11 protein-coding genes and 1 pseudogene are annotated in these 12,536 nt (G+C 67.2%); 10 read left to right on the top strand and 2 right to left on the bottom strand.

The window, feature by feature from the left end:
* The coding region (locus tag B2W70_RS13735; protein ID WP_286746505.1) for an ATP-dependent DNA helicase RecG at positions 1-1,190 on the top strand (1,190 nt) is incomplete at its 5' end.
* Between the two features lie 16 nt (positions 1,191-1,206).
* Positions 1,207-2,130 (top strand): LysR substrate-binding domain-containing protein, encoded by a 924-nt coding sequence (locus B2W70_RS13730; protein ID WP_286746503.1) that lies wholly within the window; start codon positions 1,207-1,209, stop codon positions 2,128-2,130.
* Positions 2,131-2,193: 63 nt separating this feature from the next.
* Here the strand turns inward: B2W70_RS13730 and B2W70_RS13725 are convergent, their stop codons facing one another.
* Positions 2,194-3,015: a BPSS1780 family membrane protein gene (locus B2W70_RS13725; RefSeq protein ID WP_286746501.1), complete on the bottom strand. Its 822-nt coding sequence runs from the start codon at positions 3,013-3,015 to the stop codon at positions 2,194-2,196.
* Positions 3,012-3,977: a homoserine kinase gene (locus B2W70_RS13720; RefSeq protein ID WP_286746500.1), complete on the bottom strand. Its 966-nt coding sequence runs from the start codon at positions 3,975-3,977 to the stop codon at positions 3,012-3,014. The genes B2W70_RS13725 and B2W70_RS13720 overlap by 4 nt, the downstream gene beginning before the upstream one ends.
* A gap of 202 nt (positions 3,978-4,179) precedes the next feature.
* Here B2W70_RS13720 and B2W70_RS13715 point away from each other — a divergent pair, with 202 nt between their 5' ends.
* The 8 genes and pseudogenes from B2W70_RS13715 to B2W70_RS13680 all read left to right on the top strand — a co-directional run.
* The gene (locus tag B2W70_RS13715; RefSeq protein WP_058088812.1) at positions 4,180-4,794 is read left to right on the top strand and encodes an outer membrane beta-barrel protein; all 615 of its coding nucleotides are present in this window, start codon (positions 4,180-4,182) and stop codon (positions 4,792-4,794) included.
* 71 nt (positions 4,795-4,865) lie between these two features.
* A complete protein-coding gene (polA, locus tag B2W70_RS13710) occupies positions 4,866-7,784 on the top strand; it encodes a DNA polymerase I (protein WP_286746497.1) in 2,919 nt (972 codons plus the stop codon).
* 115 nt (positions 7,785-7,899) lie between these two features.
* Positions 7,900-9,975 (top strand): polyphosphate kinase 1, encoded by a 2,076-nt coding sequence (gene ppk1 / locus B2W70_RS13705; protein ID WP_286746495.1) that lies wholly within the window; start codon positions 7,900-7,902, stop codon positions 9,973-9,975.
* A 28-nt stretch (positions 9,976-10,003) separates the two neighbouring features.
* A complete protein-coding gene (locus B2W70_RS13700) occupies positions 10,004-10,489 on the top strand; it encodes a SixA phosphatase family protein (protein WP_286746493.1) in 486 nt (161 codons plus the stop codon).
* A gap of 44 nt (positions 10,490-10,533) precedes the next feature.
* The gene (ybgC, locus tag B2W70_RS13695; protein ID WP_286746491.1) at positions 10,534-11,055 is read left to right on the top strand and encodes a tol-pal system-associated acyl-CoA thioesterase; all 522 of its coding nucleotides are present in this window, start codon (positions 10,534-10,536) and stop codon (positions 11,053-11,055) included.
* A 15-nt stretch (positions 11,056-11,070) separates the two neighbouring features.
* Complete coding sequence (gene tolQ, locus B2W70_RS13690) at positions 11,071-11,808, top strand: protein TolQ (protein ID WP_058088808.1); 738 nt, start codon at positions 11,071-11,073, stop codon at positions 11,806-11,808.
* Positions 11,809-11,820: 12 nt separating this feature from the next.
* A complete protein-coding gene (locus tag B2W70_RS13685) occupies positions 11,821-12,264 on the top strand; it encodes a biopolymer transporter ExbD (protein WP_286746489.1) in 444 nt (147 codons plus the stop codon).
* 3 nt (positions 12,265-12,267) lie between these two features.
* Positions 12,268-12,536 (top strand): annotated as a pseudogene (locus B2W70_RS13680) (hypothetical protein); the annotation flags it as partial.

Below are 12,536 nucleotides of genomic sequence, written 5' to 3'. Positions count from 1 at the left end.
AGGCGGGCTGGCAGTGCGCACTGATGGCGCCCACCGAGATCCTGGCCGAGCAGCATTTCCGCAAGCTGGTGGGTTGGCTCGAACCTTTGGGCGTGAAAGTGGCCTGGCTCACCGGCAGCCTCAAACCCAAGGCCAAGCGCGAGCAGATCGCCATGGTCGCGTCAGGTGAGGCGCAGCTGGTGGTGGGCACCCACGCCGTCATCCAGGACCAGGTCGAGTTCGCCAAGCTCGGCCTTGCCCTCATCGACGAGCAGCACCGCTTTGGCGTGGCGCAGCGCCTGCAACTGCGCCGCAAGCTTGAGAGCACCGAGCTCGAGCCCCACCTGCTGATGATGAGCGCCACGCCCATCCCGCGCACCCTGGCCATGACCTACCTGGCCGACCTCGAGGTCAGCACCATCGACGAGCTGCCGCCGGGGCGCACGCCCATCGTCACCAAGGTCTTCGCCGACAGCCGCCGCGAAGAGGTCATCGAGCGCATCCGCGACGAGGTGGCTCGGGGCCGGCAGGTCTACTGGGTCTGCCCCTTGATCGACGAGACCGAGGACAGCGACCAGACCGCCGACGCCATCGCCGGCCGCGACAGCGCCAAGCGCCCGCCGCTCGACCTGAGCAACGTCACCCAGACCCACCAGGACCTCAGCGAGGCCTTGCCAGGCGTGGGCATCGGCCTGCTGCATGGCCGCTTGCCAGCGGCCGAGAAGGCCTCGGTCATGGATCGCTTTGCCAGCGCCGAGCTGCAGGTGCTGGTCGCCACCACCGTCATCGAGGTGGGCGTGGACGTGCCCAACGCCAGCCTCATGGTCATCGAGCACGCCGAGCGCTTCGGCCTGAGCCAGCTGCACCAACTGCGTGGCCGGGTGGGGCGGGGCGCCGTGGCCAGCGTGTGCGTGCTGCTGTACGCCTCGCCCCTGTCCGACTCGGGCAAGCAGCGCTTGCGCGCCATGGCCGAAACCACCGACGGTTTCGAGATCTCGCGGCGCGACCTGGAAATCCGCGGGCCGGGCGAGTTCATGGGCTCGCGCCAGTCGGGCGCGGCGCTGCTGCGTTTCGCTGACCTCAACGAAGACCAGGACCTCCTGGGCCGTGTGCGCACCGTGGCCGAGCAACTGCTGGCCCGCCACCCCGAGGCGGCCCAACGCCACATCCACCGTTGGCTGGGGCAGAAGGCCGAGTACCTCAAGGCCTGAGTCACAATCTGCCCCCATGACGTTGACTGAACTTCGCTACATCGTGGCCGTGGCCCGCGAGCGCCATTTCGGGCGCGCGGCCGAGGCCTGCTTCGTGTCCCAGCCGACGCTTTCCGTGGCCGTCAAAAAGCTCGAAGAAGAACTCGACGTCAAGCTCTTCGAGCGCGGCAGCAACGAGGTCAGCGTCACGCCCCTGGGCGAAGAAATCATCCGCCAGGCCCAGTCGGTGCTGGAGCAGGCCCAGTCCATCAAGGAGATCGCCAAGCGTGGCAAGGACCCGCTGGCCGGCCCGCTGCGCCTGGGCGTCATCTACACCATCGGCCCCTACCTGCTGCCCGACCTGGTGCGCAACGCCATCGCCGAAGTGCCGCAGATGCCGCTGATGCTGCAAGAGAACTTCACGGCCCGCCTGCTCGACATGTTGCGCTCTGGCGAGCTCGATTGCGCCATCCTGGCCGAACCTTTCCCGGACACCAACCTCGCGGTGGCGCCCCTCTACGACGAGCCTTTCCTGGTGGCGGTGCCGCGAAGCCACCCGATGGCCAGCCACCAGCGCATCAACGCCGAAGAGCTCAAGCAGGAGACCATGCTGTTGCTGGGCACGGGGCATTGCTTTCGCGACCACGTGCTCGAGGTCTGCCCCGAGTTCGCACGCTTTTCCAGCAACGCCGAAGGCATCCGCAAGAGTTTCGAAGGCTCGTCGCTGGAGACCATCAAGCACATGGTGGCCGCCGGCATGGGCGTGACGGTGGTGCCGCAGTTGTCGGTGCCGCCCGAGCCGCACCCGCACATCGCTTACATCCCGTTCGAGGACCCGGTGCCGACCCGCCGGGTGGTGCTGGCATGGCGGCGCAGCTTCACGCGCTACGAAGCGATTGCCGCTTTGCGCAACGCCATCTATGCGTGTCCGCTGGCCGGGGTTCAGCGTTTGACGCACTGAGCGTGTGGTGTTTCGCGCCCAGGCCCGAGGCGCGTTCAGCCAGGGCGCAAGGGCGCCGCAAGCTCATGGCGATGGATCGGCTTGATCTGGCGTCAGGGTGGCGTCAGCGCCTTCCTGCTGTGCCCCCTCGAAGCAATCGACCACGCTGAAGTACAGCGAGGCATAAAAGCACGAGACCAGCCACAGCACCCCAGCGAAGGTCAGCATGTTGGACAGGGCGGGCAGGGGGATGACCTGCTGCACCACACGCGTCAGCACCGCCAGGGCGATCACGGCCAGCAACCACGTGGCCCCGAACACCACGAAGGCGCCCAGGTTGCGCCAGGAGGCCACCGCGCTGAAAAACAGGGCCTTGCCCAGCGGCATGCGAGCCCACAAAGTGAGCGCAGGGGTGTGCCAGAACAGCAGCGACAGCGGCCAGGTCAGCCCCAGTCGCCAGGCCATGTCCTGCACCACGCGCGGGTCGGCCATGACCTCGTCGGCGTCCTGGGCCTTTTCCAGCGCCTCGGCGAGGGCCTCAGCGCCAGGGCCCAGCAGCTGGGCCAGCAGCATGACCACGAAGGTGCCCGCCACGTAGGCCGCACCCAGCTTGGCAAAGGCCACCCGCGGGCTGTCAGGCGTTCGCACGGCTTCGACCAGCACGCCCGGCATGATGCGTTCCTTGAGCATCACGCGACGCGTGGCCAGCATGAACCCCATCCAGGCCAGAGGCATCAGGGCGACGACCAGGATCGGCCCGATCAAGGGCAGCCCCGCCATCAGCAGGGCCCCGGCGATCACCATGCCGACCAGGCCGGCATAACCCATGGGTTGGCGCGTACAAACCAGCCAGCCCTGGCGGGCCCAGGCGAATCCCTGCGATGCGGGGTTGATGCGCAGCTTCATGCGGCGGCTCGCTGCCAGGACCAAGGCTGGTTGCGGCGCAGCGTCAGCACGCGCTCGAAGTGAGCGGGGTCGTGAGGTTGAAGCATGGCGGCGTCGCGCGGCAGGTGGAAGTCCCACAGGCGTGACAGCCAAAAGCGCATGGCAGCCGAGCGCAGCAGCGAGGGCAGCAGGCGCTGCTCGACCTCGGTCAGCGGACGCACGGCGTTGTAGGCACTCACGAAGGCCTGAGCTCGGGCCTCGTCGAGGGCACCCGTGGACAGGTCGATGCACCAGTCGTTCAGGCACACCGCGATGTCAAAGCCGAAGGTGTCGCAGCCCGCGAAATAGAAGTCGAAAAAGCCCGACAGCGATGGGCCGTCGAACATCACGTTGTCGCGAAACAGGTCGGCGTGCACGGGGCCGCTGGGAAGGGACTGGTACTCGGTGCTGGCCGCCAGCTCCTGCTGAAAGCGCAGTTCGGACTCGATCAGCTCGGTTTGCTCGGGTGTGAGGTGCGGCTTGACCACCGGCACGGTCTCCACCCACCAGGTCAGGCCGCGCAGGTTGGGCTGTTGCTCGGCGTAATCCTGGCCGGCCATGTGCATGCGCGCCAGCATGGCGCCCACCTGAGCGCAATCGGCAACCTGGGGCGCCAGCTGGTTGCGCCCCTTCAGGCGGGTCACCACGGCGGCGGGTTTGCCTTGCACGGTGTGCAGGATGTTGCCTTGCGCATCGGCCTGGGGCGCCGGCACGGGGATGCCGTGGCCTGCCAGGTGCCGCATCAGGTTCAGGTAGAAGGGCAGCTGCTCGAAGCTCAGGCGCTCGAACAGGGTCAGCACGTAGTCGCCGCGCTCGGTGCTGACGAAGTAGTTGGTGTTTTCGATGCCGGAGTTGATGCCTTGCATCGACTGCAGGTTGCCCAGGTTCAGCTGCTTGAGCAGACCGGCGGCTTCGTCGGGAGGGACTTCGGTGAAAACGGCCATGAGAAGGGTGTTTTGGCGACGATGAAACGGGGCCTTGGAGCCGGGGGGCTTTGGCGTAAACCCTCAGGGTTCCAGCTGACCCAAGCCCGCGATTGTAGGAGTCCGTGTGGCAGACTCACGCAGATTCTGTCATCCCCGCCGCATCGACGTTCGCGGGGGCGGCTCAGCCCTTCAAACCGATACCGAGGAAACGACTGTCATCATGAACGCGACTGCCTCCCGCCTGCCCTTCGCCCTTGTTTCCACTGCCGCCGCGTTGCTGATGACGGTGGGTGCTTCTGCCCAGGCGCAGGAGCTCAAGCCTGTCTCCCCTCAATTGGGCGTGTACGCTGGTGGCACGGCTGGCATCGGGGTCACCAACGGTCTGTGCACCGCGCCTTGCAGCAACAACACCTTCGCGGGCAAGATTTTCGGCGGCAAGCGCCTGACGCCCGGCCTGGCGGCTGAAGTCAACCTGCTCATGTTTGGCGAAACCGAGCGTGTCAACAACCAGGCCACGATCAACGCCGGCGGCACCGCCAAGGAAACCGTTCGCAGCCGCGCGATCACCCTCGGCATCAACTGGGAAGTCGAGCTCATCCAGGACTTCACCAACCAGATCCGCGTCGGTTGGGCCTTCGTCAACCAGAAAAAGCGCCTGCTGAGCGGCAACAACGTCGAGGTGCAGGCTGACCGCCGACTCAACGCGCCCTACATCGGTGCCGGCATTGCCTTCCGTTTGAACCGCGACATCAAGCTGCTGTCGTCGGCTGACTTCGTGATCAACGGTCACGAAGGCATGTACCTGTTCGGCATCGGTGCCAGCGCCGAGTTCTGATCGGGCCGACTCGGTCTGATCCTCCTTGAGCCTGGGCCGAAGTGTCGGCCGCAGGCGGCACAATCCGGGGCATGAGTGCCCCGGATTCCATTTCGGCCGCTGAATCGGCCAAACCCACGCTGCTGCTGATCGACGGCTCCAGCTACCTTTACCGCGCCTTCCACGCCATGCCCGACCTGCGCGGTCCGGGCAACGCGCCGACGGGGGCCCTGCACGGCATGGTCAACATGCTGGGCTGGATCCGCGATCACATCCCTGCGGAACACGCCGTGTGTGTGTTCGACGCCAAGGGCCCCACCTTCCGCGACGAGTGGTACCCCGAGTACAAGGCGCACAGGCCGTCCATGCCGGACGACCTGCGCACCCAGATCGAGCCCATCCACGAGGTCGTCAAGCTGCTGGGCTGGCCCGTGCTCGAGGTGCCCGGCATCGAAGCCGACGACGCCATCGGCACCCTGGCCCGCGTGGCGGTCGAATCGGGCCACCGCGTGGTGGTCTCCACCGGCGACAAGGACCTGGCCCAACTCGTCAATGACCAGGTCTCGCTGATCAACACCATGGCCAAGCCGCCCGAGGTGCTCGACGTGCCTGGGGTGCTGGCGAAGTTTGGTGTGCCGCCCGATCGCATCATCGACTACCTGACCCTGATCGGCGACGCCGTGGACAACGTGCCCGGTGTTGAAAAAGTGGGCCCCAAGACGGCCGTGAAGTGGCTGGCCGAACATGGCTCGCTCGATGGCATCGTGGCAGCGGCCGACAGCATCAAAGGCGTGGCGGGCGAGAACCTTCGCAAGGCCCTGGACTGGCTGCCCATGGGGCGCCGCCTGATCACCGTCAAGCTGGACTGTGACCTGGGCAACCACGTGCCCCAGTGGCCGGTGCTCGACGCCCTGGCCATGAAGGCGCCTGACCTGCCGGGGCTGCTGGATTTCTACACCCGCTACGGCTTTCGCACCGCGAAGGTGGAGGTCGAGCGCCTGCTGGGCAAGGCCTCGCCGGCGGACTCGGGCGCTGCAGCGGCGGGCCCTGCATCGAAGGTGGGCAAGCCCAAGGCCGCCAAGCCAGCGGCAGACCGCGCAACGGGCGACCTGTTTGGTGGCGATGCCAGCGATGTCGGCGTTGCGGCCGCAGGCGAGGGTGGCGTCGATGCGCCAGGCACCGAGCCTGCAGGGGCCACCGCCCCCGACACCCGCTACGACACCATCCTGAGCTGGGCAGATTTCGACCGCTGGCTGGCCCGCATCGAGGCCGCCGAGCTCGTGGCCTTCGACACCGAGACCGATTCGCTCGAGTCCATGCGCGCGCACATCGTCGGCCTGTCATTCAGCGACCAGGTGGGCGAGGCCTGCTACATCCCCTTGAGGCATGAAGGCCCGGACGCCCCCGAGCAGTTGCCCCTGGACGAGGTGCTTGCGCGCCTGAAACCCTGGTTCGAAAACGAGGGCAAGGCCAAGCTGGGCCAGCACATCAAGTACGACACCCATGTGCTGGCCAACCACGGCATCGCCATCCGAGGCTATCGCCACGACACCATGCTCGAGAGCTACGTGCTCGAAGCCCACCGCAAGCACAACCTGGGTGACCTGGCCCTGCGCCACACCGGCCGCAGCGGGCTGAGCTACGAAGACGTGGCGGGCAAGGGCGCGCAGCAGATCCCATTTGCGCAGGTGGCGCTGGATCGCGCTGCGCTGTACTCCAGCGAAGACAGCGACCTCACGCTGGCCGTGCACCAGGCGCTGTGGCCGCAGCTCGAAGCCGAGCCGGGCCTCAAAGACATCTACGAGCGCTTCGAGATGCCCACCTCGCGCGTGCTGCAGTGCATCGAGCGCAATGGCGTGCTGATCGACAAGGCCCTGCTGCAGCAGCAGAGTCACGAGCTGGCTCAGCGCATCGTGGCGCTGGAGCAAGAGGCCTATGAACTGGCTGGACAGCCTTTCAACCTGGCTTCGCCCAAACAGCTGGGTGAGATCCTGTTTGTGAAGCAAGGGCTGCCCATCGTCAAAAAGACGGCCACCGGCGCACCCTCCACCAACGAAGAGGTGCTCGAAAAGCTCGCCGAAGACCACCCGCTGCCTGCCCGCATCCTGGAGCACCGAAGCCTGGCCAAGCTCAAGTCCACCTACACGGACAAGCTGCCACTGATGATCAACGCCGAGACGGGCCGGGTGCACACCAACTACGCGCAGGCCGTGGCCGTGACGGGCCGCCTGGCCAGCAACGACCCGAACTTGCAGAACATCCCTGTGCGCACGGCCGAAGGGCGCCGCATCCGCGAGGCTTTCATCGCACCGCCGGGCCACCTCATCGTCAGCGCCGACTACTCGCAGATCGAGCTGCGCATCATGGCCCACATCTCGCAGGACGAAAACCTGCTGCGCGCCTTCGCCGAGGGCCTGGACGTGCACAAGGCCACGGCCAGCGAGGTGTTTGGTGTGCCGGTCGACGAGGTGTCGAGTGAGCAACGTCGCTACGCCAAGGTCATCAACTTCGGGTTGATCTACGGCATGAGCGGCTTTGGCCTGGCGCAGAACCTGGGCATCGAGCGCAGCGCGGCCAATGCCTACATCGAGCGCTACTTTCACCGCTTCGCGGGTGTGAAGCGCTACATGGACGACACCCGCGCTCAGGCCAAGGAAAAAGGCTATGTGGAGACCGTGTTCGGCCGCCGCTTGTGGCTGCCCGAGATCAACAGCCCCAACGGCCCCAGCCGCGCGGGGGCCGAGCGCGCCGCCATCAACGCGCCCATGCAGGGCACGGCGGCCGACCTGATCAAGCTGGCCATGGTGGCCGTGCAGGACACGCTCGACGCCGAAGGCCGTGCCTCGAAAATCATCATGCAGGTGCACGATGAACTGGTGCTGGAGGTGCCCGAGGCCGAGCTCGACTGGGCGCGTGCCGAGGTGCCGCGCCTGATGGCTTCGGTGGCCACGCTGCGCGTGCCGCTGCTGGCCGAGGTGGGGGCTGGACCGAACTGGGAGGCGGCGCATTGACGAGGCTGTCGCAAGTTCGAACATGAGCCGAACGTGTCACGCAATTGTCATCAAGATGCGGGGCGTGCTCCTCTAAACTGAAGACACCGGCGTTTGTGTGCCGGTGCATCAGTGCATGAAAAATACCGTCCTCCGTCCGGTTCCTTCCCCGTCGCGCATCAAGCTCCTGCCCCGTGAGCAGGCCATCCTGGAGTTCAACCGGCGTGTGCTGGCCCAGGCTCAGCGCGAAGACGTGCCGCTCATCGAGCGCCTGCGCTACATCTGCATCGTTTCGTCCAACCTCGACGAGTTCTTCGAGGTGCGCTACGCCGACGTGATGGAGGCCTCGCGCACGCCGGGCACCGGCATCACGCCGGCCTACATCCACGAGGTGGCGCGCGAGTGCCACCGCCTGGTCGAAGAGCAATACCAGATCTTCAACGAGGTGGTCACGCCGGCGCTTCAGCAAGCCGGCATCCACATCCTCAACCACGCCGACCGCCAGGCCGACCAGCGCGAGTGGGTGGCCGACTTCTTCCGCCGTCAGGTGCGCCCGCTGCTGGTGCCCATCGGGCTGGACCCGTCTCACCCCTTCCCGCAGGTTGCCAACAAGACGCTGAACTTCATCGTGCGCCTGGGCGGCACCGACGCCTTCGGCGGCGACAACGACATCGCCATCGTGCGCATCCCGAGGGTGCTGCCGCGCGTGATCGCCTTGCCCGCCTCGCTGATGGAGCCGGGTCACCAGGGCTTTGTGCTGCTGTCCAGCGTCATCCGCGCCCACCTCGACGAGCTGTTCCCGGGGCGCGAGATCAAGGCCTTCTCGCAGTTCCGCCTCACGCGTGACTCGGACATCGACGTCGACGAAGACGACGTGACCGACCTGCGCCAGGCGCTGCGCTCGAAGATGAGCACGCGCCAGTTCGGCCAGGCGGTGCGCCTGGAGGTGGTGCGCTCCTGCCCGCCCGACCTGTCCGACTTCCTGCTCGAGCAGTTCGGCCTGTCGCCGCAGGCGCTCTACCAGGTCAACGGCCCCGTCAACCTGGTGCGCCTGACCCAACTGATCGACCAGGCCGATGCCGACGAGTTGCGCTTTGAGCCCTACGAGCCCAGCTGGCCGGCTGACCTCCCCCGCGAAGGCCTGTTCGAGCACCTGCGCTCGCACGATTGCCTGATGCACCACCCTTTCCAGAGTTTCGACGCGGTCGTGCAGTTCCTGCGCGAGGCCGTGGAAGACCCCGACGTGCTGGCCATCAAGCAGACCATCTACCGCACTGGCAGCGAGTCGGTGCTGATGGAGTTGCTGCTCGAAGCCGTGCGCCGTGGCAAGGAAGTGCTGGCCGTGGTGGAGCTCAAGGCCCGCTTCGACGAAGAGGCCAACATCAACTGGGCCGAGCGCCTCGAAGCCCTGGGTGCCCAGGTGGTCTACGGCATCGTCGGCCTGAAAACCCACGCCAAGATGATGCTGGTCACGCGCCGCGAAGGCAACCGCCTGCGCCGCTACGCGCACATCTCCACCGGCAACTACAACCCGCGCACCTCGCGCCTGTACACCGACGTGGGCGTGCTCACCAGCCAGCCCGATCTGACGGCCGACGTCGATCGCGTGTTCCAGCAGCTCTCCAGCATGACGCAGATGAAGTCGACGCGCCTGCTGCAGCTCTCGCCCTTCAGCCTGCAGGACCACATGGTCAGGCTGATCGGCCGCTGTGCGGACGCCGCCAGGGCAGGGCAGAAGGCCCGCATCATCGTCAAGTGCAATGCGCTGACCGACGAGCCGTTGGTTCAGGCCCTGATCAGCGCGGGTGAGGCGGGGGTCGACATCGACCTGATCATCCGCGGCGCCTGCATCCTGCCGCCGGGCCTGCCTGAGCTGACCGACCGCATCCGCGTGCGCTCGGTGGTCGGGCGCATGCTCGAGCACACGCGGGTGCTGTACTTCCGCTGGGGCGAGGCCGACTACGAAGAGTCCCTCTACCTGTCCAGCGCCGACTGGATGAACCGCAACATGACGCGGCGCATCGAGGTGGCCTGGCCGGTGCGCGACCCAGCCTTGCGCCAGCGCGTGATCGACGAGTGCCTGGTGCCCTACCTGCTCGATGGCATCGATGCCTGGAAGCAGCTCTCGGACGGGCGCTACGAGCGCATCCATCGCCCGGGTGGCCACAGCGCCCAGCGGGCCCTGATGGCGCGCTACCAGGCGCAGGACTGACCCCTCAACCTCAGGCGGAGGCAGCGAGATGGACCTGATCTTGTGGCGCCACGCCCAGGCGGTGATGCTGGAAGACGAGGGCGGCACCGTCGCCTTCGACCTGGCGCGTGACCTGGCTCGCCCGCTCACGCCCAAGGGCGAACGCCAGGCCGCGCGCATGGCCGAGTGGCTGAACCAGCGACTGCCGGACACCACCCGCATCCTGGTCAGCCCTGCGCGGCGCACCCAGGAAACAGCTCAGGCCCTGGGGCGGCGCTTTCGCACGGTGGACACCCTCAACCCCTTGGCCAGCGTGGACGAGTTGCTCGTTGCCGCTCGCTGGCCCGACGCCCGCGAGCCCGTGCTGATCATCGGTCATCAGCCCACGCTGGGCCTGCTGGCCGCGCGCCTGCTCACGGGGCACGAGCAGCCTTGGTCGGTGCACAAAGGGGCGGTGTGGTGGCTGCGTTCGCGCGAACGCGATGGGCAGCAGCAGGTGGTGCTGCACGCGGTGGTGCCGCCGGACCTCGCCTGACCTCAGGGCCGTTGACGGTCCGATCTACGGGGATAATCCGGGGCATGAACGCCCCCGAGCCCACTTCGACCGCCACCGCGCTGCAAGCCCTGGCGCTGCCGCCCGGGGCCAGGTGCCATCACCGGCACCCGGTGCGCATCTACTGGGAAGACACCGACGCCGGCGGCATCGTGTTCTACGGCAACTACCTTAAGTTCATGGAGCGCGCCCGCACCGAGTGGCTGCGATCGCTGGGCTTCGACCAGGAGGGCCTTCGCGCAGACGGCGAAGGCATGTTCGTCGTGGCGGAAACCTCGCTGCGTTACCTGCAGCCCGCCCGCCTGGACGATGTGCTGACCGTCACCGTGACCCTGGTCGAGCGTGGCCGGGCCTCGGTGGCCTTCGAGCAGCAGGTCTGGCGGGGCGAGACCCTGCTCAACGAAGGCCGCATCCGCATCGGCTGGGTGCAGACCGTGCCTGCTGAAAAACCTGGCGATGAGCCGCGCCTGAAAACCGGCCGCATCCCCCAACGCATCCTGGACCGCCTGCCCGAGGCATGGCCCGCAGCGGCATTCCCGCAAGATTGAAGGAGACCCGTTCCCATGAACCAAGACCTGTCCATCCTCCACCTGGTGCTCGAAGCCAGCGTGGTCGTGCAGCTCGTGATGGCCATCTTGCTGGGCGTGTCGCTCGCCAGCTGGAGCGTGATCTTCGGCAAGGTGATCGGCCTCAAGCGCATCCGCCAGGACAACGACAACTTCGACCAGGCCTTCTGGGCCGGTCGCACCCTGCAGGAGCTCTTCCAGGACGCCAGCCGCGAAGGCGGTCCGGCCTCGCCGCAAGAGCGCATCTTTGCCGCCGGCATGCGCGAGTTCATGAAGCAGCGCGAGCGCCGCGTCACCGACGTGCCCACGCTCCTCGACGGTGCACGCCGCGCCATGCGCGCCAGCTACCAGCGCGAGATGGACGTCATCGAGTCCCGGCTCGACTTCCTGGGCTCGGTGGGCTCTGTGTCCCCGTACATCGGCTTGTTCGGCACCGTCTGGGGGATCATGCACGCCTTCACGGGCCTGTCGAACATGCAGCAGGTGACGCTGGCGACCGTGGCCCCCGGCATCGCCGAGGCGCTGGTCGCCACGGCCATCGGCCTGTTCGCCGCCATCCCGGCGGTGCTGGCCTACAACCGCTTCGCCCGCGACATCGACCGCATCGCCATCCAGATGGAGTCCTTCATGGAGGAGTTCTCCAACATCCTGGCGCGCAATGCGGCCCCGCTGGCCGCCGCGCCGGCTGGCCAGCCCACCGTGCCCGGCGCTCTGGGCGCGCAACAGATCCGCTGAGGAGGCTGACGCATGGCCGAGCTCAACGCACGCGGGGGAGGGCGCAGGCGCCGCACCCGCAACGAGATCAACATGGTGCCCTTCATCGACGTGATGCTGGTGCTGTTGATCATCTTCATGGTGAGCGCGCCGCTGCTGCCCTCCGGTGTGGTCGACCTGCCCAGCATGGGCAAGGCCAAACAGGCCCCTGAGAAAGTGGTCGAGGTCGTGCTGGACTCCGACGAGCAGGTGCGCATCCGCGTCAACCGCGGCGATTGGTCGAGCGTGTCGGTGCACGCCATGGCGGCCCAGGTCAAGGACATCCAGGATCAGGCCGATGGTGGCCCCTCGACCGCGCCCGTCATCATCAGCGCCCGCAAGGACATCCGCTACGACTCGGTCATGCAGGTGATGGACCTGCTGCAGCGCGCCGGCGTGCAGCGCGTGGGTCTGTCTGTGCGCACCAACGGAGGTTGACCGGTGGCATCTGGATTCGGTTCGCACACGGCGGCCGGCACCTTGCCCGGCGACGAGCTGGCGCCCATGTTCATCAAGGGCGGCCGGGGCTGGCGCCCGCGCGATGCCGATGGCTGGCGGCCGGGCTTGGGCCTGGCCGTGGCTGCCCACGCGCTGCTGGCGCTGGGCCTGGCCTTTTCCGTGAGCTGGAAGTTGACCCAGGACGAGCCTGCGGTCGAGGCCGAGTTGTGGTCCGAGATCCCCCGTGGCGCGCCGCCGAGCGTGGCTCCGCC

The organism is Aquabacterium sp. UBA2148 (assembly GCF_002328915.1).
Classification (GTDB): domain Bacteria; phylum Pseudomonadota; class Gammaproteobacteria; order Burkholderiales; family Burkholderiaceae_C; genus Aquabacterium; species Aquabacterium parvum.
Note: the sequence above shows the minus strand (reverse complement) of the source record. Positions and strands in the feature narration are given on the sequence as shown.